Here is a 19043-nt window from a genome sequence, read left to right as displayed (position 1 = left end):
GAATTTTGGATTGCCAGCCATCCAGCGATCTCAATGTGAGGCTTTGCAAGTTTACAGTTATCCAGATTGTTGTTGCTGGATATTTGCAAATTTGCCGAAAAGAGCTTTGGATGAGGGGCGCGAAAGGGTAGGGTCCCGGCAAATTTTACAGGGGATAATCGTCATGAAAGACATCCTTTCCGAGTTGGAAAACCGCCGCAACGACGCACGACTGGGCGGCGGGCAGAGGCGGATTGATGCCCAGCATGCGCGCGGAAAGCTGACGGCGCGAGAGCGGATCGAGTTGCTGCTGGATGAGGGCAGCTTTGAAGAATTCGACATGTTCGTCAGTCATCGATGCACCGAATTCGGAATGGAAAAACAAAAACCTGCGGGTGATGGCGTTGTCACGGGCTGGGGCACCATCAACGGCCGCATGGTCTATGTGTTCAGCCAGGACTTTACGGTCTTTGGTGGGTCGCTGTCCGAGACGCATGCCCAGAAAATCTGCAAGATCATGGATATGGCGGTGCAAAACGGAGCACCGATTGTCGGTATCAACGACTCGGGCGGTGCGCGAATCCAGGAAGGCGTGGCTTCGCTGGCCGGCTATGCCGAAGTGTTTCAGCGCAACATCACGGCCTCGGGTGTGGTTCCGCAGATCAGCGTAATCATGGGCCCATGCGCTGGCGGAGCGGTTTACAGCCCAGCGATGACTGACTTCATTTTTATGGTCAAGGACACGTCTTACATGTTCGTGACGGGCCCCGATGTGGTCAAAACGGTCACCAACGAGGTTGTAACAGCCGAAGAACTGGGTGGCGCCTCGACCCACACCAGGAAATCCTCGGTCGCCGATGCGGCGTTCGAAAACGATGTGGAAGCATTGGCAGAAGTGCGCCGTCTGGTGGATTTCCTGCCGCTCAACAACCGCGAGAAACCTCCGGTGCGTCCGTTCTTTGATGACCCTCACCGGATCGAGGATTCGCTGGACACTCTGGTTCCGGACAATCCAAACACGCCCTATGACATGAAGGAACTCATCACCAAAATAGCCGATGAAGGCGATTTCTACGAAATTCAGGAAGATTTCGCCAAGAACATCATCACCGGCTTTATCCGGCTGGAGGGTCAGACCGTTGGTGTCGTGGCGAACCAGCCGATGGTTTTGGCGGGATGTCTGGATATCGACAGCTCGCGCAAGGCGGCGCGGTTCGTGCGGTTCTGCGACTGTTTCGAAATTCCGATCCTGACGCTTGTCGATGTTCCGGGCTTTCTGCCGGGCACACAGCAGGAATACAGCGGTGTGATCAAGCACGGCGCAAAGCTGCTTTATGCATATGGCGAGGCGACCGTGCCTAAGGTCACGGTGATCACGCGCAAGGCGTATGGCGGTGCCTATGTTGTTATGGCGTCCAAACATCTGCGCGGCGATTTCAACTATGCCTGGCCGACAGCCGAAATCGCGGTGATGGGTGCCAAGGGTGCAACCGAGATCATTCACCGGGCAGATCTGCATGATGCGGAAAAGACCGCACAGCATGTCGCCGATTACGAAGATCGGTTTGCAAACCCCTTTGTCGCCGCCGAACGCGGCTTCGTCGACGAGGTGATCATGCCGCATTCGACCCGCCGGCGCGTGTCCAGGGCCTTTGCCAGTTTGCGCGGCAAACAGCTGAAGAACCCCTGGAAAAAGCACGACAATATTCCGCTTTGATCCCTTCGGGGCGGCGTTGTCCGCCCCGGTTGATGGCACTGGCAGTCCGATTCTGAGCGAAAAATGCTCAAAATTGCGGCGGAATTGACAAAAAGCGACAAATAGTTGAATGATCCGACCCGTCAGACATAGAACCGCGCAGGCCAAAAGCACTGCGCGCGCGATCCCGGAAGGAGGAGCCTGCCTTCGGTGGGTCCGGGATCGCGCCATATGTCTGGTCTTGTGCGCGCTCGGCGTTCCTGTTTTTGCCCAGACAGACAGTTCATTGCCGGTGCCGTCCGGTCAGCCGGTGCATCTGAGCGATGTCCTGCTGGACAACAACCCTGGTGAGCTTTGGGTGCGCTTTCGATTTGTCGCCCCGAAGATCGGAGCGTCAGTGGGACGGATCGGCTATGACGTGGCGTCCAAGGATATGGAGCATCTGTGCCAGGTTCTAGCTGTTCCGTATGTGGCTCAACACGAGTTGCAACCATCCAGAGTTGTCATTTCCCTGTCTGATCGCCCGGTGGAATTCGGCGACACCGCTCCGGACGCGACACAGTATTTTGAAGCCTACCGGCTGGAGCAGTCCCGGTGTATCTGGGAAGGGCTTTGACCATGAACTTACGCTGTCATGACGTCAAAACTTCTCAGACCAACGGTGCGGCTTTGGAGGTGCGCAACATGATCCCATCCAAGTTCGGGTTCGAACTATTTTTGTCTGCAAAACAAAGCTGTGGAGTGTCGCCATGCTGAAACATCGCGGGTTTCCGGGGCGTCTTTCAGGCACCGATTTTCAGTTCACTATTCGCCGCGCCAATCCCAAGGGTGTGACGCCGCTGACACGGCGGGAACGGTTCCGGGATCGAAAACCGGCGGACAAACGCGCCGATGCCGCCTTCATGGAGGCCCTTTGGGCGCATTTCGGCGATCAGCCGTTCGAGCGGGGCAATCTGGATGCCGGACGTCTCAGCTGGCTTTTCGGGCGCGAAGTCATTCCGGCGGAAGATCCTTTTGATCCGGCCAGCTATGACGCGATGCTGGTGATCGATGTGGACGCCGCCCGTGCGTCCTTTCCCGACGTAATCGACGGGACAGGCTGATCGTGATCCAAGCCGCCGCATATCAGCCCTTCAAGACCGGTTTCGGGATGACCCTGCCCGAAACCGGGCAGGATCCGTGTGCGGCATCAGAAGTTCAACTGAGCGGCCAGCTGAACGCGGTTTCCGTCAAAGGTTCTGCCGGTCGGCGCGTCGTTCCGTTCGCCATAGATATACTCGCCGCTAAGTGTCAGATCTTCGGTTGCCTTGTAAAATGCGTTGACGTGGATCGTTTCCAGTTCGGTAAACGACAGGGTTCCGGTCGAGGTCGGCAGGTCATAGTCTTCTTTGCCGTATGCAATGCCAATATTCCATTTCGGGCTCAGATCCTGCCGGAATTCGAGGGTGTATCCGTCCACGTCATTGGCCTGGCCGTTCACGATGGGATCACCAAGGCCGATCAGGTACGGGCCGAGTGCCTCGCCGTTCACGTAGTTGACCTGGAACAGGCCGCCCTGCCATGGGCGAACCGAGCCGGATATCGTGAACCCGGTCTGATCAACTTCGATATTGCCGGATTCCACCTTGCCATAAAGGCCGGACACACGTGCGACATAAGTCCCGTCATTGTATTCGGCGGATGCGGTCAAAACCGGATCGTCCGAATTCGAACCGCCGACATTCTCTTCGATCGAAACGGCGAAGGACGTGTTCGTTCCGAAAGAGTTGGTATAGCGAACCTGCGGAACCCGTGCGAAAGGGATGCCAACGGGGCCGTTGAATTCCACCGAGGTCGGGTAGGTGTCCAGCGGCATGAAGTTGGTCCAGGTCTGTCCGATCAGCCAGTTGTCACCGATGGTGATATTGGCGTGGCGTACACGCAATTCGGCCGTTCCGCCGGAACCGAACAGATCCAGTTCCAGTTGTCCGCCGATATCGCCGATACCGCTTGGGGTGGTGGTGCGCAAACCGATCCGCGATTGGCGGACGGTGGCACCAAATGTGCCATCGGTCGCGGCCGACGGTTCCCCGATGACATTCACGAACGCCGTGTCGCCCTGATCGAACTCGAAATCGTAAAAGAAGTCGGCCTTTACATATCCGTAAACGTCCAGAACGGTGTTGCCGATGCGGAAGTCACCATTGGCAGGGCTGGCACTGGCGGATTCCAGCGCCTCGACCCGGGCGCGCAAGGCGTCAAGTTCGGCTTGGGTTTGGGCATCCTGGGCAAAGGCGAGCGTGCTGGTCACACTGAGCGCGGAGGCAGCAAGCAGGAGTGCCTTTTTTCTAGTCTTCGTCATGTGGGTATTCCTTTGAGTGCGAGTGTGCACACGGACCGTTTCACGAGGTTCGAACCTTGGGAAATCACGAGAATGGGAAGTGAAGATGTTGATTTTTCAAGCAAATGTGTGTTTTTCACTGCGCTGAAACACGACGTCTTGAGCCGCTTGGATAACGCATTGGCGCAAGGCGGTTCTGTATGTCCAACGCTGACCGAGAGTCGTGATGCTGCAACTGCGAAACGCGCGGAAAGCGGCTTGATCTGTCACGAAACTGTGACGGTAAAGCGGCCTCAAACGCCCGAGCAGTATCGAACCGGTATCGGCGCGAAGTTGCGCGGCATTTCCGGGTGTGGGCAGATTCCAGCCGAAATCCCGATTGGAAACAATACTGTGTTTGCTGGCAATATTGTGCTGTGCAAACTGGATGAGCCGTGCGGCTCTACTTTGCCTGCGCCGCACATGCACCTACTATTCCGTACCCCTTCCTTGCGCGGGCAGGCTTGTGTTCCCCACATAGTCCTGTCCGCGTTTTTCTTTTTGCCTGTAGCGGACAGAAAGAGGCAAAATCCCGCACAAAAATCGCCGGCGCACCCGTTGATATTGAATAACAGGGCGTGTTTCGCGCATCTGACCCGAAAAGGATCAAGAAACCAAAAAGGGCAGATACTATGCGATTCTCACGCTTCATCCTTGTTGCGACGACCTGCGCGGGTCTGGCCGCCTGCGGAGACACCACGGGCGAACAGGCAATCCTCGGCGGCGGTGCCGGGGCAGTGGGGGCGGCCGTCCTCAACGCGGACCCGTTGTTTGGCGCAGCCGTCGGTGCGGCGGGCAACGTGCTGTACTGCAAGACACAGAACACCTGTAACTAACGCATATTTTGCGGGGCGCATGTCGTTCCGCCCGTCATCGCGCATCACGCCGCCGTGGGGATTGTTCCCTGCGGCGGCGTTTTGCGTTTCCAGAACACCAAGCCAAAGGACGTTCCATGTTCAATAAGATCCTGATCGCCAACCGGGGCGAGATCGCCTGCCGGGTTATCAAGACCGCCCGCAAGATGGGTATCGGCACCGTTGCCATTTTCTCGGACGCGGACAAGAACGCGCTGCATGTGTCGATGGCGGACGAAGCCATCCATATCGGCCCGCCACCTGCAAACCAGTCCTATATCGTGATCGACAAGGTGATGGACGCCATCCGCCAGAGCGGCGCGCAGGCGGTCCATCCCGGTTATGGCTTCCTGTCCGAAAACGCCAAGTTTGCCGAGGCGCTGGAAGCCGAAGGCGTGGCGTTTGTCGGTCCTCCGAAAGGCGCGATCGAGGCGATGGGCGACAAGATTACCTCGAAGAAAATCGCGCAGGACGCGAATGTGTCGACGGTTCCCGGATACATGGGGCTGATCGAAGACGCGGAAGAGGCGGTCAAAATCTCGAACCAGATCGGCTATCCTGTCATGATCAAGGCCAGCGCCGGGGGCGGTGGCAAGGGCATGCGGATCGCGTGGAATGATGACGAAGCGCGCGAGGGCTTCCAGTCGTCAAAGAACGAAGCCGCAAGCTCGTTCGGGGATGACCGGATCTTCATCGAGAAATTTGTGACCCAACCGCGTCACATCGAAATTCAGGTTCTGTGCGACAGTCATGGAAACGGTATCTACCTGGGCGAGCGCGAATGCTCGATCCAGCGCCGCAACCAGAAAGTCGTGGAAGAGGCGCCGTCGCCGTTTCTGGACGAAGCGACGCGCAAGGCCATGGGGGAACAGGCCGTGGCGCTGGCCAAGGCCGTGGGTTATTCCAGCGCAGGCACAGTCGAGTTCATCGTTGACGGTGAAAAGAACTTCTATTTCCTTGAAATGAACACGCGTTTGCAGGTGGAACACCCTGTTACAGAACTGATCACCGGCGTTGATCTGGTCGAACAGATGATCCTCGTGGCAGCGGGTGAAAAGCTGTCGATCACGCAGGACGACGTGACACTGACCGGATGGGCGATCGAAAACCGCCTGTACGCCGAGGATCCGTATCGCGGCTTCCTGCCCTCGATTGGCCGTCTGACCCGGTATCGCCCGCCTCAGGAGACGGCAGCCGGGCCGATGCTGGCCAACGGCAAATGGCAAGGGGATGCGCCCGAAGGCGATGTTGCTGTTCGAAATGACACCGGCGTCTATGAGGGCGGTGAGATCAGCATGTATTACGACCCGATGATTGCCAAACTGTGTACCTGGGCCCCGACCCGTGATCAGGCGATCGAGGCGATGCGCGTGGCGCTGGACAGTTTCGAGGTTGAAGGCATTGGCCACAATCTGCCGTTCCTGTCCGCCGTGATGGATCATCCGAAATTCATCAGCGGCGATATGACCACGGCCTTCATCGCCGAGGAATACCCCGACGGGTTCGAGGGCGTCGAACTGGCCGACGCAGACCTGCGCCGGATTGCGGCGTCCTGCGCGGCCATGCATCGCGTCGCTGAAATTCGCCGGACTCGCGTGTCGGGCCGGATGGACAATCACGAACGCAAGGTCGGCACCGATTGGGTTGTCTCCTTCGGACGCGAAATCCAGTGGCCCGTCAAGGTTAACGCGGATCAGGATGGGGCCACGATCAGGTTTGACGACAGTCAGGAAATGCGGGTGACGGGTGATTGGACCCCGGGCGATCAGCTTGCCGTTATGACGGTCGATGACGCGCCGCTTGTCATGAAGGTGGGCAAGATCTCGGGCGGGTTCCGCATTCGTAACCGCGGCGCGGATCTCAAGGTGCAGATACGTACCCCGCGTCAGGCCGAACTGGCGCGGCTGATGCCTGAAAAACTGCCGCCCGACACCTCGAAAATGCTGCTGTGCCCGATGCCCGGCCTGGTCGTGAAGATCGACGTCGAAGTGGGGCAAGAGGTGCAGGAAGGTCAGGCGCTGTGCACCATCGAGGCGATGAAGATGGAAAACATCCTGCGCGCCGAGAAAAAGGGTATCGTTGCCAAGATCAATGCAGGCCCCGGCGACAGTCTCGCCGTGGACGAAGTGATCATCGAGTTCGAGTGATCATGAACGCGCTTTTGCCATACCTGTCAAAGCCTCCGGCATTCTGTGCCGGGGTCTTTCGGGGTGGCGAAAGCGGTCAGCCGCCTTCGCGCCGATCGCGGATTTCGCGTTCGCGCAGGGGGGTCTTGTCGATGGACCGGCCGATCTCGCGCACGCTCCACGGAGAAGGTTTGCGCAGTTTGACCACGCCGTCCTTGTCGACGAATACCATCTGGAACCCGCGCGGGCGCAGCTGTGACCGGATCGGAGACCGCGCCGATGGGTCGGTATCGGTCAGAACCACCACGTCACGCTCACGCATTGCGGCTTCGCCTTCGAGCAGCATGTCGATCTGTTGCTGGAACCGCGGGTCCGCCGGCGTGTCGGCAAAGACTACGATGGGTCGGTTGACCCAAAGAAACTCGCTGAGTTCGCTGTCACCCACCGGGCGGACAAAACTGTCATCCGTCGTCGCCGTGCCATCCGCCGCCCAGACAGACATCGGGATTAGTGCCAAGAAAACAAAGGCAAGCGTGCGTGTCATGTGGCCTCCTGTTCCTTCGAATATAGCCTCTGTGACACCGATTGCGACCGACGATTTGTACCAAACACTCAAAATGTCGCGCTTGCGGCTGAATGAAACGGCCAAGCGCAAGACCTCAATGCGGAAGCTTTCGACTGCCGCCATCCGAATTGACAAGAGGAAACCGAAATGACCGACACCAAGGATTGGAAAGCGCTGGCCGAGAAAGAGCTGCGCGGACGTCCGCTGGACGACCTGACCAAAGAGACGCTGGAAGGCATTGCGGTCAAACCGCTCTATACGCAGGAAGACACCGCCGGTTTGCCGCATATGGGTTCGCTGCCGGGCTTTGGTCCGTTTACACGCGGTGTGAAGGCCACGATGTATGCGGGCCGTCCGTGGACGATCCGTCAGTATGCGGGCTTTTCGACCGCCGAAGAATCCAACGCCTTCTATCGCCGCAACCTGGCGGCGGGCCAGCAGGGTGTTTCGGTTGCCTTCGATCTGGCCACCCACCGCGGCTATGACAGCGACCACCCGCGTGTCGTCGGTGACGTGGGCAAGGCCGGTGTGGCCATCGACAGTGTCGAGGACATGAAAATCCTGTTCGACGGCATTCCGTTGGATCAGGTCTCGGTCTCGATGACCATGAACGGCGCGGTGATCCCGATCCTGGCGAACTTCATCGTGGCAGGAGAGGAACAGGGGCACGACAAATCGGTTCTGTCCGGCACCATTCAGAACGACATTCTGAAGGAATTCATGGTGCGAAACACCTATATCTACCCGCCCGAGCCCTCGATGCGGATCATCTCGGACATCATCGAGTATACTTCGAACGAGATGCCCAAGTTCAACTCGATCTCGATCTCGGGCTATCACATGCAAGAGGCCGGCGCGAACCTGGTGCAGGAGCTGGCCTATACCCTGGCCGACGGGCGCGAATATGTCCGTGCAGCGACACAGGCCGGGATGGACGTGGACAAGTTCGCAGGCCGGCTGTCGTTCTTCTTTGCCATCGGCATGAACTTTTTCATGGAGATCGCCAAACTGCGCGCCGCACGCACGCTGTGGCACCGGGTCATGACCGAGTTCGGCGCGAAATCCGAACGGTCAAAAATGCTGCGCACCCACTGCCAGACGTCAGGTGTTTCGTTGCAGGAACAGGACCCTTACAACAACGTGATCCGCACCGCCTATGAGGCGATGAGCGCGGTTCTGGGCGGGACCCAATCGTTGCACACAAATGCGCTGGACGAAGCGATCGCGCTGCCCACCGACTTTTCGGCGCGTATCGCCCGGAACACGCAGCTGGTGTTGCAGGAAGAGACCGGCGTGACCGATGTGGTCGACCCGCTGGCGGGGTCTTATTACATCGAAAGCCTGACCAATGAGCTGATCGAAAAAGCCTGGGCCCTGATGGAAGAGGTCGAGGAAATGGGCGGCATGACCAAGGCCGTGGCCAGCGGCATGCCCAAGCTGCGCATCGAGGAAAGCGCCGCGCGCCGCCAGGCCATGATCGACCGCGGCGAAGAGGTGATCGTCGGGGTCAACAAATATCGCAAGGAACAGGAAGATCCGATCGATATTCTGGACGTCGACAATGTGGCCGTGCGAGAAGCTCAGGTCGCGCGATTGGAACGTATCCGTGCAACCCGTGACGAGGCTGCTTGCCAACAGGCGCTGGACGCTTTGACCAAGGCTGCCCAAGAGGGCGGAAACCTGCTGGCTGCTGCGGTCGAGGCCGCCCGCGCCCGCGCATCCGTAGGAGAGATCAGCATGGCAATGGAAAAGGAATTCGGCCGCCACCGCGCCGAAGTGAAAACCCTGGCCGGCGTTTATGGCGCGGCCTATGAGGGTGATGAAGGCTTTGCCGCGATCCAGAAATCCATCGAGGAATTCGCCGAGGCCGAAGGCCGTCGCCCCCGTCTGCTGGTGGTCAAGATGGGGCAGGACGGTCATGACCGTGGGGCCAAGGTGATTGCCACCGCGTTCGCCGATATCGGGTTTGACGTAGACGTTGGCCCCTTGTTCCAGACCCCGGCCGAGGCCGCGCAGGACGCGGTGGACAATGACGTGCATGTGGTCGGTATTTCCTCGCAGGCGGCAGGGCACAAGACATTGGCTCCGCAACTGGTGGAAGAGCTGAAAAAGGCCGGGGCCGAGGACATCATTGTGATCTGCGGCGGGGTGATCCCGCAGCAGGATTACCAGTTCCTTTATGATCATGGGGTCAAGGCCATCTTTGGCCCGGGCACCAACATTCCCGAGGCCGCTCAGGACATCCTGCGCCTGATCAGCGAAGCGCGCGGCTGACGAAGGTCGGGTTATTCGTCGAAACATCTTGTGATCGCGCCTCTTTGGCGGAAACATACGGCCAGATCCGCAAGGGTCTGGCCGTAAACTTGCAGGAGGTGGCACATGTTACTGGATCATCTGGCCGTCGCGGGTGAAACATTGGAAGACGCATCTGCCCATATCGAACAAGCGCTTGGCGTTGCGCTGCAACCCGGCGGCAAGCACGAGACGTTCGGGACATACAACAAGTTGCTGGGCCTCGGGGGCGGGCTCTATCTGGAGGCGATTGCGATCGACCCGCAGGCGCAAACACCTGGCAGAACGCGGTGGTTCGATCTGGATCGCTTCCAGGGCAGCCCGCGTCTGACCAACTGGATTTGCCGGGTCGAGGATATCGAAGCCTCGCTTGCGTTGTTTCCCGATGGTGTCGGGCAACCGATCGATCTGACCCGGGGCGCGCTGCGGTGGCGGATGGCGGTTCCACCAACCGGGCGCTTGCCGTTCGACAACCTGTTTCCCGCACTGATCGAATGGCAGGGCGATCTTCACCCGGCCGACATGCTGCAAAACAGCGGCTGTCGGCTGCGGCGCTTGGTTGTGTACCACCCGGATGCGTTGACGTTGGCCAGACATCTTGGTGCATTGGATCAGGTGGTGTTCGACACCGGCCCGGCCGCGCTCCGGGCGGAGTTCGAGACACCTCATGGGGTACGGGTGCTGGAATGATCATTCGCCCGGCCATGGCGGCGGATGCGCCCGCAATCGCCAGGATCACCAATGCGATCATCCGCGAGTCCTTGATCACCTTCACGACCGATGAACGCAGCGCGACGCAAATCACCAAGGATATCACGGCGCGGGGCACCGGCTTCCTGGTCGCCGAACATGATGGGCACGTTGTTGGTTTTGCCACCTATGCCCCGTTTCGTGCGGGCCCCGGATACGCGCAGACGCGCGAACACTCGATCCAGCTGTCACCGGACGCGCGCGGAAAAGGCGTTGGGCGGGCTTTGATGCAAGCGCTTGAGGCGGCCGCACGAACCGACGGGGCGCATGTGCTGGTTGCAGGCATTTCCTCGGCCAATCCAGGCGCCGTGGCGTTTCACGCGGCGCTGGGCTTTTCACAGGTTGGTCGCATGCCCGAAGTTGGGTTCAAATGGGGTCAATGGCTGGATCTTGTGCTGATGCAGAAAATTCTTTCACCTGAATGATCTGTCGCACCTGACAGTCCCGAATTGTAACGCTAGTGTACGCCCATGTCGATCTGGACCCGCATATCCGATGCGCTCAGCGCGCTGGCCCAAGGCGAAAGCCTGGCCGCAGTTTTTGAAAAGCTGCGAACACCTCCGGAACGATCGGTGGCGTTCACGATTGCGGTGATTGCCTTGGGCGCGAAAATGGCCAAGGCGGACGGTCAGGTGACACGAGATGAAGTCACCGCCTTCCGCGATGTGTTCCAGATCGCGCGCGAAGACGAAGAAGACGCTGCGCGGGTCTTCAACATGGCGCGCACGGATGTGGCGGGGTACCAGGATTATGCCCGCAAGATCGCCCGGATGTTCGCCGAAGACAGCACCACGCTTTGCGACCTGATGGAGGGGCTGTTTCACATCGCCATGGCCGATGGGTTCTACCATCCCAATGAGAACGCGTTCTTGGAGGAAGTGAGCAAGATCTTCGGGCAGTCCGACGCTCAATTCAAAGCATTGCGGGCGCGATTTGTGCCGGATGCGCCAAAAGATCCTTACACGGTTCTGGGCGTGCCGCAGGACATGCCCTTGCCCGATATCCGCAAAGTCTGGCGAAGGCTGGTCCGCGAAACGCATCCGGACGCCATGATGGCGCGCGGTGTCCCGGAAGAGGCGATCAGACTGGCCGAGAAAAAGATGATCGACATCAACCGCGCCTGGGATGAGATCAACGGCGCGCGGGCCTGACAGGATGCGGCTGGCGACCTACAATATCGAATGGTTTGCCAATCTTTTTGATCAAAACGACAATCTGATCGTCGATGACACCTGGTCCGGTCGGCATGATGTCACCAAGGCGCAGCAGGTCGAGGCGATTGCAAAAGTGCTGATCGCGATTGACGCGGATGCGGTATTGATTGTCGAGGCTCCGAACACCGGCAAACGCCAGAACACGGTGCGGGCCCTGCAAACCTTTGCCGAGGCGTTCGATCTGCGCATCTCTGACGCGGTGATGGGATTTGCCAACGACACCCATCAAGAGCTGGCGCTGCTCTACGACAGGACCATTCTCACCGTGCGCCATGATCCCAAGGGTGACATCGACGACCCCTTGGCCCCCCGGTTCGATGGTGCGTTCAGAATCGATCTGGATATTGATGCGACCGAGGATGTCGTGCGGTTTTCCAAACCACCGATGGAATTGGCGGTGACGACGCAGTCGGGACACGACGTCCGGCTGATCGGAGCTCATTTGAAATCCAAGGCTCCGCATGGGGCCGGGTCGCGGGATGAGGCGATCCGGATCTCGATTGCCAACCGCCGCAAGCAACTGGCGCAGGCGGTCTGGCTGGCCAGGCGGGTCGAGATGCACGTTGCCAGCCAGGAACCCGTCATTCTGCTGGGAGACCTGAACGACGGCCCCGGGCTGGATGAGTTCGAGCATCTGTTCGGCCGCTCTTCGGTTGAGATTTTGCTGGAGGCAGGTTTGTTCGACCCGCACGCGGTGACGGCTCATGGTTTTCGGCCGGGATCGATACCTTCCACGGCGCGTTTTGCCCGCCCGGAAGAAGGCAGGTATCTCGAGGCTCTTCTGGATTACATAATGATAACCCAGGATCTGCGTGCATACCGCCCGGCCTGGCGCATTTGGCATCCGTTTCGCGACGCGGCCTGTTGGTCCGCACCGGACCTGCGACAGGCGCTGCTGACGGCGTCGGATCATTTCCCGGTCACACTGGACATCGACCTGTGACCTTTCACGCCTGCGGCTGGGGCGCTATATTCTAGGTATGAAACACGTTTTGCTGATCAGCATGATCACTGCCGGCATCGCCGCGCCCGCCCTTTCGCAGGAAGACAACAGCAAATCCCTGATGGAGCAGGGGGCCGAGCTGTTTTTCGAAGGTCTGCGCAAGGAAATGGAACCGGCGCTGGATGATCTGCTGGGCCTTGCGGATGAGTTTGGCCCGGCAATGCAGTCGTTCTTGCGGGAAATGGGCCCCGCACTGGCCGAGCTGGGGGCCGAGATCAAGGATTGGAGCGCTTATGAAGCGCCCGAGATCTTGCCCAATGGCGATATCATCATCCGCAGGAAACAGGCCGAGGATCCGCCGGAGCCTGAAAATGAAGGTGAAGAATTGCCCGAAGGGGCAACTGATATCTGATCGGATCGAGGGTCAGCCCTTGATGATCACGCGCGTATCGGATTTCAGGGCGTTCGCCAGTGAATTAAGGCGCGCTTCGGCAACTTCGCTGAACAGGGGGGCTGCTGCTTCGGGCAGGTACAGCTCCAACTCCCGCTTTTTGGGATAGAATTTCAGGCGCCCCATATTGGCGTCATTGTGCATCCACAGCATCGCGCCAAAGCGCATGGCCTTGCCCAGAATCTCGGCGTCTTTCTGGCCTTTTTCGTCCAGCAGATCATACAGGGGTGCAAAGCGGTTGCCCTCGCGTTTGTTGCGATACCGGTGCTGCAAGGCCAGCCCGATAAAGACACGTTCTGAATGCTTCAAGCCACCCAGATTGGCGCGGGTGACGTTGTCGAAACAGACTTCGGCCCGGTAATCGGGATGAGCACGCCAGCTGACATCGTGCAGCAGGCACGCAGCCTTGATCAGTCGAACGCTGCTGGGGGGCGCTGATTTGAACAGCGGCATCACGAAATCATAGAGGTTTCGGCCAAATCCGGGCAGGCGGGCATCCTTGGATTCGGAAAAAAGGCTGGCTTCGATCAACGGGTCCCGGTCGCGCAACTCCTGCGACATCTGTTCATACAGCAATCCCTCACGGATCCCATAGCTGGATATGGCGATGTCCTTCGGTTTGAACGTTCGGATCAACCGGGCCAGAACATCCATCGCGTAGGGGATGAGCGACATCCGCGAGCTGGATACACCGGCCTGGCCGCGCAGCTTTTCATGATCGTTCTTTTCAATGAACTTGATCGTTTCACGAACCTGTTTTGTCGTCATTCGGTATTCATGCAGCACGTTCAGCGGATAGCCGCGCCGCAGCATGTCCAGCCGGGCAAAGGCCCGCCAGCTGCCGCCAACCAGAAACAGACGATCCCGCTGCGGACCCATTTGATCGCGCAGCTGTTCCATCGTGCTTTTGATATGGGCCTTGCGTGCGCGCCGCCCGCCCTTGATATCGCGCAGTTTCAACGGCCCGAGGGCCGAAGTCAGGCGGCGGCCGACCTGACCGTCTCCGATCTCGGCCAGTTCCATCGACGACCCGCCGATGTCGCAGATCAGGCCATAGGCTCCAGGCCATCCCAGCAGCACTCCCTGAGCTGATAAACGGGCTTCTTCTTCCCCGTCGATGACTTCCACGTGCAGCCCGGTCTCTGCCTTGACTTGATCGCAGAAATCCGGCCCGTCCTTGGCCTCGCGCACAGCTGCCGTGGCCACGACATGCAAACCCGGCAATTCCAGATCAACCGCCAGATTCTGAAACCGTCGCAGCGCCGCCAGTGCCCGTTCGCGCCCACGCGGGTTCAGTCGCCCGGTCTCGGACAGGCCCGCGCCCAATTCGCACATGACCTTTTCATTGTAGAAATAGGCCGGCGATCGGGCCGCACCGTCAAAGATGACCATCCGGACCGAGTTGGATCCGACATCGACAACTCCGACACGCGACAATGCCCGGGTTCCAGGCTCGTCGAACAGTGGCTTTCCGAAAGGCCCCCAATCAGGGATGTCGGTTGCAGCGGTCTGATCCATGTGTCTTCCAGATAATGCTGTGTGAGGATGCGAAATTGGCGGGTGCGGGTCAATCACCCGTCTCGATCTCGTCCGGGCTCATGTTCAGAACCCGCACGGCCAGGGAGCGGGTGATGTCGCGCTTTTCCATAAGGGCCAATTGATCCAGCTGCGCCACCACGTCGGTCGCAGTTTCAAATCGACGATCCATGTGTTTGACCAGATAGGCGATCACCTCGGGGCCGGGGTTCAGCTGCCGATCTACGAACAGTTTGGCCAGAACCGCACCCAGCAACGCATCGTCTGGCGGATCCAGCGCCACGTGATGGGCGCCTTCGACCCGGCTTTGCAGGTCGGCCAGTGGCAATTCCCAGAATTTCGGGGCCAGCCGACCAGTCATCAGCAGGGCGTTTCCTTCGGCCAGAACCAGATTATGCAGGTGAAACAGCGTTTTCTGCTGGTCGGCATCGTCTGCGATCATGGGCACGTCTTCGACGGCAATCGGCCTGCGTGCCAGATCCGGCACGTCGTCATACCGCAAATCAGCGGCCTGAATGATGCGCCCGCCGGTTTCCGCGGCCCAGACATGCGCCAGATGGGTTTTGCCCGCACCGGCCGGGCCGGTCAGAACAAGCTTGTTTCCCGGCCAGGATGTGGCCGAGATCATCGCCACGGCCAAGGCATTGGCAGGCGACACAAAAAAGTCCTCTCGCCCGAGCGCAGTTTTGGCGGGCAGATCAAAGCTGAGTTGTCGGGCCATTTACTCGGTTTCCTGATCCTGACGTTCAAGACCGGTATAAAGTCGGCTGTCCAGGTACAGCGATGTGGCAAATCGGGCCAGCACGCCCAATGCTGCGGCCACGGGCACGGCGATCAGCATGCCGACAAAGCCGAACAAGGCCCCAAAGACCGACAGTGCCAGCAGCAGCCAGACCGGGTGCAGCCCGACAGAGCTGCCTACCAGTTTGGGTGTCAGGAAGTTCCCCTCGGTGACCTGCCCGATGGCAAAGATCCCCGCGATCAGTCCGACATGTGCCCAATCTCCCCAAAACTGAAACAGCGCCAGCCCGATGGCCAATGAGCCTCCGATCAGGGCGCCCAGATAGGGGATGAACGTGACCAGCCCCGCGATGAACCCCACGATCAGGCCGAATTGCAGACCGGCAAGCATCAGCGCGACGGCATAGTAGGTACCCAGGATCAGGCAGACCGTTCCCATCCCGCGCACGAAAGAGGCCAGCACGGCGTCAATCTCACCGGCCAGCCGCCTGATGGTGGGGGCATGGTCACGCGGCAGGAGTTCTCCGATGCGAGCGATCATGCGATCCCAGTCCAGCAGCAGGTAAACAGCCACGACGGGTACGATCACCAGCAAGACGACGATGTTGATCGCGGACCCAAGCGACGCGAGAACCGTTTGCAGGACATCCCCGGTCTTGGATTTCAGCATGTCGCCGAAGGACACCAGCATCTGATGAGTGTTTGATTCCCGGTCCAGCAGCGACGGGAACTGTTTTTCAATGAACCCGCGCAATTGCTTGAACAGGTCAGGCAGAACGTCGATCAGATCCAGCAATTGGGTAATCAGGGCGGGCACGACCATCAGGATCGCCAGCATAAACCCCAAAATCCCGATGACGGTGATGATGGCTGTGGCTGCGATGCGCGACAGGCCCAACCGCTCCAGCCGATCCGCGACGGGATCAAGGAAATATGCAATTGCTCCGCCTATGACGAAGGGCAGCAGGACATCCCCCAAAGCCCAGAGGATCAAAACAAAAACCGCAGCGGCGACGCCCCAGTATCTCAGCTGATCCTTTATCGGCAAAGCCATCGTGATCCCCTTGTTCAGGCCCTTGCAGGCGTTCTTGGCGCATCAAAGCCCATGATGCAAGCGCTTCATGGGCAGGGGCTTTGCCCGTTTCAATCGTGCAACGTCCCCAGTTCAGGGGTGTCTTCGTCTGCGGCTTCATCGGGCCAGTTGGTGCGCCAGATTTCTGCCGACCAGTGGCCGCAATGAACCGCCGGGCGGTCGAAACCGGGCAGGGCGGGCAACAACGGTTCAACAATGACGTCATGGCGGGGTACGGCGAAATAAGGGAAAGAATACCGTTCCTTGCCCGACCGGTTGACCACCCGATGTGGTGTGGATTTCAATCGCCCGCCTGACCAAAGTTCCAGCATGTCGCCGATATTCACCACGAAACCGCCGAGTGGGCAGTCCGGCGAAATCCACTTGCCGCTGCGGGTCTGCACCTCGAGCCCGCCCACCGGATCGGGCGCGATGATGGTCAGTGCGTCCGTATCCTTGTGCGGATGGATGCCATAGCCCGCTTCTTCCGCGGCCTGCGGGGGATAGTGCAGCAATGTCATATTGGTCATCGGGTTGCGGAACGCGTCGCGCAAAATGCCAGGGGTCAAGTTCAGGCCGGATTCCAATGCGCCCAACAACACATCAGTGACCTGATCCAATTGACGCCAATAGTCCAGGATGACCTCTTTGGCGATGGGAACTTCGGCGGGCCACAGGTTCGGGCCGTACAGGGCACATTCAGCGCGCACGGGGTCGGTGGCGGCAACCTCGTGGTGCAGCTTGTAACCCTCGTATTTGTCGGCCTTGCCGGATCCGTCATTCGGTGTGAAAAAACCCATCGGGATATAACCGCGATAATTCTCGCGCGTGATGGCCTGATCCCATTTGCGGGTTTCATTGATGGCAAAGATCTCTCGTGTGGTCTGACGGACCTGATCCACCGCCTGCTGGGGCACACCTGTTCCGGTGATGGACAGAAACCCGATTCCTGTGCAGGCCTCAATTATGCCTTGCACCGTTGCGGCAAAGGCTGCGCTGCCGGGATCGGATAGCGGCGAGATGTCTATTGTCGGAATCCTGTCCATCAGTGAATCCTGACCCCCTGACGCTCTAGTTCCGTGTGAACAGGTGCCAGGTTCAATTGATCCAGGCCCTGATTGCTTTTCAGTGCCATGGCCGCCGCAATGCCCGCGCCCTGGCCCATGACGGCGCAGCAGGCCATGTTGCGCGTGGCGGCATGGGCCACCCGGTCCGCACCATGCGACCGCCCAGCGACCAGCAGGCCCTTGACGCCCCTGGGCAGCATCGAGCGGTAGGGGACCTGCATGTACCGCCCCGTGGTCGGCAGGATCAGAATGCCATAGCCGTCGATGAATTCGGGATAGATGCCGATCGTGTCCTCGAACCGGCCCTGATGACGGGCGTCGTTTTCGGTCATGTTGTAGACCGCATCGATCTTTCGGGTGTCGCGGATGCCGATGGTCATCCCGAAATTCCGAAGCCGCGCGTTTTCGCATCCCGGCATGAACCGGCGCAGCGCCTCGATGGCCAGCATGGTTTGGCGGCGACCTTCAATCTCGCCACGCGTCAGGCTGTCGGGGTCGGTCCCGTCGATCCCGGCCAGGTGGATGAGGTTCATGTAGGTCAGCTCGCCCGTGTCATGCATTGCGCCCCAGGTGCCGGCAATGGTATTCAGATGCGGCGGGATCAGCCCCTGATCGATGGCCTGCTGGAAGGGCTTGTGCAAGAAGGGCGAAAACATGTCGTCCTCTTTGCCGCTGGTTTCGATGTTCCACTCACCGCCGCCGCCCCAGTCCTTGTAGGTCTGCGGATCGGCTTTGACGCCTTCCATAAAGGCGCGCTTGTCCACCCCGGCCAGATGGAACATGACAGAGGCCGCCATCATGTCCTCTCGTGGTGTTTTATGCGTCGGGGCCCCCGCGCGATGGGCCACATCGGCGTCGCCGGTGGCATCGATTACCACCTTGGCCAGTATCGCCTCGCGCCCGGCCTTGGATTCGGTGATGATGCCAGTGATCCGGTCGCCGTCCATTATCGGGGCGACGAATTGCCGGTGCAGCATCGGATGAACACCCGCCTCTTCGACCAGCTTGTCCGCCACCAGCTTGAACCCTTCGCTGTCCAGTTCATAGCTGAGCGACTGGCTTTCGGGCACCGCCGCGCCCATCTCTTCGGCGCGGGTTTCGAACTCCATCCCGATGCCGCCGGCCTCGACGGTTTGCTCGTGCCGGTACCAGGCGAATCCTTCGACGCCGACGGCAGTGATGTTGCCGCCCATACAGCCGAACCGGTCAACTAGCGACACGTCTGCGCCTGCGCGGGCCGCTGCCAGCGCTGCTGCCAACCCGGCCGGGCCAGAGCCCACGACCAGAATATCGGTCTGGTGGATGACAGGTATCTGCCGGGCGGGTTCCTGAATTGTCTGCAACAGCGCCTCCTGGTGTTTGTGTTCCCGCCACAATTGAAATTCCCAATTGGCGGGT

Annotated in this window: 18 protein-coding genes; 11 read left to right on the top strand and 7 right to left on the bottom strand. The window is 59.5% G+C overall.

Annotated features, from left to right (window positions below):
* Window positions 1-163 precede the first annotated feature (163 nt).
* The 3 genes from ACR0E2_RS06825 (at window position 164) to ACR0E2_RS06815 (ending at window position 2778) form a co-directional block, all read left to right on the top strand.
* Window positions 164-1696 carry an acyl-CoA carboxylase subunit beta gene (locus ACR0E2_RS06825; RefSeq protein ID WP_171114816.1) on the top strand — a complete coding sequence of 511 codons (1533 nt, stop codon included), beginning with the start codon at window positions 164-166 and terminating at the stop codon, window positions 1694-1696.
* A gap of 109 nt (window positions 1697-1805) precedes the next feature.
* Window positions 1806-2291 carry a DUF6497 family protein gene (locus ACR0E2_RS06820; protein WP_480445796.1) on the top strand — a complete coding sequence of 162 codons (486 nt, stop codon included), beginning with the start codon at window positions 1806-1808 and terminating at the stop codon, window positions 2289-2291.
* 133 nt (window positions 2292-2424) lie between these two features.
* On the top strand, window positions 2425-2778 hold the full coding sequence (locus ACR0E2_RS06815; protein ID WP_152458722.1) for a hypothetical protein: 354 nt from the start codon (window positions 2425-2427) through the stop codon (window positions 2776-2778).
* An 86-nt stretch (window positions 2779-2864) separates the two neighbouring features.
* Here ACR0E2_RS06815 and ACR0E2_RS06810 read toward each other — a convergent pair whose 3' ends face one another.
* Complete coding sequence (locus tag ACR0E2_RS06810) at window positions 2865-4016, bottom strand: DcaP family trimeric outer membrane transporter (RefSeq protein ID WP_480445795.1); 1152 nt, start codon at window positions 4014-4016, stop codon at window positions 2865-2867.
* Window positions 4017-4666: 650 nt separating this feature from the next.
* Between ACR0E2_RS06810 and ACR0E2_RS06805 the strand changes: the two genes are divergently transcribed.
* Both ACR0E2_RS06805 and ACR0E2_RS06800 read left to right on the top strand, forming a co-directional pair.
* The gene (locus tag ACR0E2_RS06805) at window positions 4667-4870 is read left to right on the top strand and encodes a hypothetical protein (RefSeq protein WP_152458720.1); all 204 of its coding nucleotides are present in this window, start codon (window positions 4667-4669) and stop codon (window positions 4868-4870) included.
* Between the two features lie 116 nt (window positions 4871-4986).
* Window positions 4987-7035, top strand: a complete 2049-nt coding sequence (locus ACR0E2_RS06800; protein ID WP_480445794.1) for an acetyl-CoA carboxylase biotin carboxylase subunit — start codon at window positions 4987-4989, stop codon at window positions 7033-7035.
* 76 nt (window positions 7036-7111) lie between these two features.
* Here the strand turns inward: ACR0E2_RS06800 and ACR0E2_RS06795 are convergent, their stop codons facing one another.
* Window positions 7112-7558, bottom strand: a complete 447-nt coding sequence (locus ACR0E2_RS06795) for a DUF4174 domain-containing protein (RefSeq protein ID WP_152458718.1) — start codon at window positions 7556-7558, stop codon at window positions 7112-7114.
* A gap of 168 nt (window positions 7559-7726) precedes the next feature.
* Here ACR0E2_RS06795 and scpA point away from each other — a divergent pair, with 168 nt between their 5' ends.
* The 6 genes from scpA (at window position 7727) to ACR0E2_RS06765 (ending at window position 13190) form a co-directional block, all read left to right on the top strand.
* Window positions 7727-9853, top strand: coding sequence for a methylmalonyl-CoA mutase (gene scpA / locus ACR0E2_RS06790; RefSeq protein WP_171227859.1), 2127 nt, complete (start codon window positions 7727-7729; stop codon window positions 9851-9853).
* Between the two features lie 105 nt (window positions 9854-9958).
* A complete protein-coding gene (locus tag ACR0E2_RS06785) occupies window positions 9959-10561 on the top strand; it encodes a VOC family protein (protein ID WP_480445792.1) in 603 nt (200 codons plus the stop codon).
* On the top strand, window positions 10558-11046 hold the full coding sequence (locus ACR0E2_RS06780) for an N-acetyltransferase family protein (RefSeq protein WP_480445791.1): 489 nt from the start codon (window positions 10558-10560) through the stop codon (window positions 11044-11046). Before ACR0E2_RS06785 ends, ACR0E2_RS06780 begins: the two co-directional genes overlap by 4 nt.
* 45 nt (window positions 11047-11091) lie before the next feature.
* Window positions 11092-11772 (top strand): molecular chaperone DjiA, encoded by a 681-nt coding sequence (locus tag ACR0E2_RS06775; protein WP_171114829.1) that lies wholly within the window; start codon window positions 11092-11094, stop codon window positions 11770-11772.
* A 4-nt stretch (window positions 11773-11776) separates the two neighbouring features.
* The gene (locus ACR0E2_RS06770) at window positions 11777-12778 is read left to right on the top strand and encodes an endonuclease/exonuclease/phosphatase family protein (RefSeq protein ID WP_480446186.1); all 1002 of its coding nucleotides are present in this window, start codon (window positions 11777-11779) and stop codon (window positions 12776-12778) included.
* Between the two features lie 37 nt (window positions 12779-12815).
* A complete protein-coding gene (locus ACR0E2_RS06765) occupies window positions 12816-13190 on the top strand; it encodes a hypothetical protein (protein ID WP_171231225.1) in 375 nt (124 codons plus the stop codon).
* 12 nt (window positions 13191-13202) lie between these two features.
* Here the strand turns inward: ACR0E2_RS06765 and ACR0E2_RS06760 are convergent, their stop codons facing one another.
* The 5 genes from ACR0E2_RS06760 to ACR0E2_RS06740 all read right to left on the bottom strand — a co-directional run bounded on the left by ACR0E2_RS06760 (window position 13203) and on the right by ACR0E2_RS06740 (window position 18988).
* Window positions 13203-14747 carry a Ppx/GppA family phosphatase gene (locus ACR0E2_RS06760; protein WP_480445790.1) on the bottom strand — a complete coding sequence of 515 codons (1545 nt, stop codon included), beginning with the start codon at window positions 14745-14747 and terminating at the stop codon, window positions 13203-13205.
* Between the two features lie 49 nt (window positions 14748-14796).
* Window positions 14797-15486: a P-loop NTPase family protein gene (locus tag ACR0E2_RS06755; RefSeq protein ID WP_480445788.1), complete on the bottom strand. Its 690-nt coding sequence runs from the start codon at window positions 15484-15486 to the stop codon at window positions 14797-14799.
* Window positions 15487-16560 (bottom strand): AI-2E family transporter, encoded by a 1074-nt coding sequence (locus ACR0E2_RS06750; RefSeq protein ID WP_480445787.1) that lies wholly within the window; start codon window positions 16558-16560, stop codon window positions 15487-15489.
* Window positions 16561-16649: 89 nt separating this feature from the next.
* Window positions 16650-17624: an isopenicillin N synthase family dioxygenase gene (locus ACR0E2_RS06745; RefSeq protein WP_480445785.1), complete on the bottom strand. Its 975-nt coding sequence runs from the start codon at window positions 17622-17624 to the stop codon at window positions 16650-16652.
* Window positions 17624-18988, bottom strand: coding sequence for an FAD-dependent oxidoreductase (locus ACR0E2_RS06740; protein WP_480445783.1), 1365 nt, complete (start codon window positions 18986-18988; stop codon window positions 17624-17626). Before ACR0E2_RS06740 ends, ACR0E2_RS06745 begins: the two co-directional genes overlap by 1 nt.
* Window positions 18989-19043: the final 55 nt, after the last annotated feature.

The organism is Ruegeria sp. A4 (assembly GCF_056543025.1).
The sequence above is the reverse complement of the archived record's forward strand: the minus strand, read 5'-3'. Positions and strand labels throughout refer to the sequence as shown.

Excerpts from the sequence above, each read along its gene's own strand:
- ACR0E2_RS06825 (WP_171114816.1), top strand. The coding sequence starts at position 164 with ATGAAAGACATCCTTTCCGAGTTGGAAAACCGCCGCAACGACGCACGA.
- ACR0E2_RS06820 (WP_480445796.1), top strand. The coding sequence starts at position 1,806 with ATGATCCGACCCGTCAGACATAGAACCGCGCAGGCCAAAAGCACTGCG.
- ACR0E2_RS06815 (WP_152458722.1), top strand. The coding sequence starts at position 2,425 with ATGCTGAAACATCGCGGGTTTCCGGGGCGTCTTTCAGGCACCGATTTT.
- ACR0E2_RS06810 (WP_480445795.1), bottom strand. The coding sequence starts at position 4,016 with ATGACGAAGACTAGAAAAAAGGCACTCCTGCTTGCTGCCTCCGCGCTC.
- ACR0E2_RS06805 (WP_152458720.1), top strand. The coding sequence starts at position 4,667 with ATGCGATTCTCACGCTTCATCCTTGTTGCGACGACCTGCGCGGGTCTG.
- ACR0E2_RS06800 (WP_480445794.1), top strand. The coding sequence starts at position 4,987 with ATGTTCAATAAGATCCTGATCGCCAACCGGGGCGAGATCGCCTGCCGG.
- ACR0E2_RS06795 (WP_152458718.1), bottom strand. The coding sequence starts at position 7,558 with ATGACACGCACGCTTGCCTTTGTTTTCTTGGCACTAATCCCGATGTCT.
- scpA (WP_171227859.1), top strand. The coding sequence starts at position 7,727 with ATGACCGACACCAAGGATTGGAAAGCGCTGGCCGAGAAAGAGCTGCGC.
- ACR0E2_RS06785 (WP_480445792.1), top strand. The coding sequence starts at position 9,959 with ATGTTACTGGATCATCTGGCCGTCGCGGGTGAAACATTGGAAGACGCA.
- ACR0E2_RS06780 (WP_480445791.1), top strand. The coding sequence starts at position 10,558 with ATGATCATTCGCCCGGCCATGGCGGCGGATGCGCCCGCAATCGCCAGG.
- ACR0E2_RS06775 (WP_171114829.1), top strand. The coding sequence starts at position 11,092 with ATGTCGATCTGGACCCGCATATCCGATGCGCTCAGCGCGCTGGCCCAA.
- ACR0E2_RS06770 (WP_480446186.1), top strand. The coding sequence starts at position 11,777 with ATGCGGCTGGCGACCTACAATATCGAATGGTTTGCCAATCTTTTTGAT.
- ACR0E2_RS06765 (WP_171231225.1), top strand. The coding sequence starts at position 12,816 with ATGAAACACGTTTTGCTGATCAGCATGATCACTGCCGGCATCGCCGCG.
- ACR0E2_RS06760 (WP_480445790.1), bottom strand. The coding sequence starts at position 14,747 with ATGGATCAGACCGCTGCAACCGACATCCCTGATTGGGGGCCTTTCGGA.
- ACR0E2_RS06755 (WP_480445788.1), bottom strand. The coding sequence starts at position 15,486 with ATGGCCCGACAACTCAGCTTTGATCTGCCCGCCAAAACTGCGCTCGGG.
- ACR0E2_RS06750 (WP_480445787.1), bottom strand. The coding sequence starts at position 16,560 with ATGGCTTTGCCGATAAAGGATCAGCTGAGATACTGGGGCGTCGCCGCT.
- ACR0E2_RS06745 (WP_480445785.1), bottom strand. The coding sequence starts at position 17,624 with ATGGACAGGATTCCGACAATAGACATCTCGCCGCTATCCGATCCCGGC.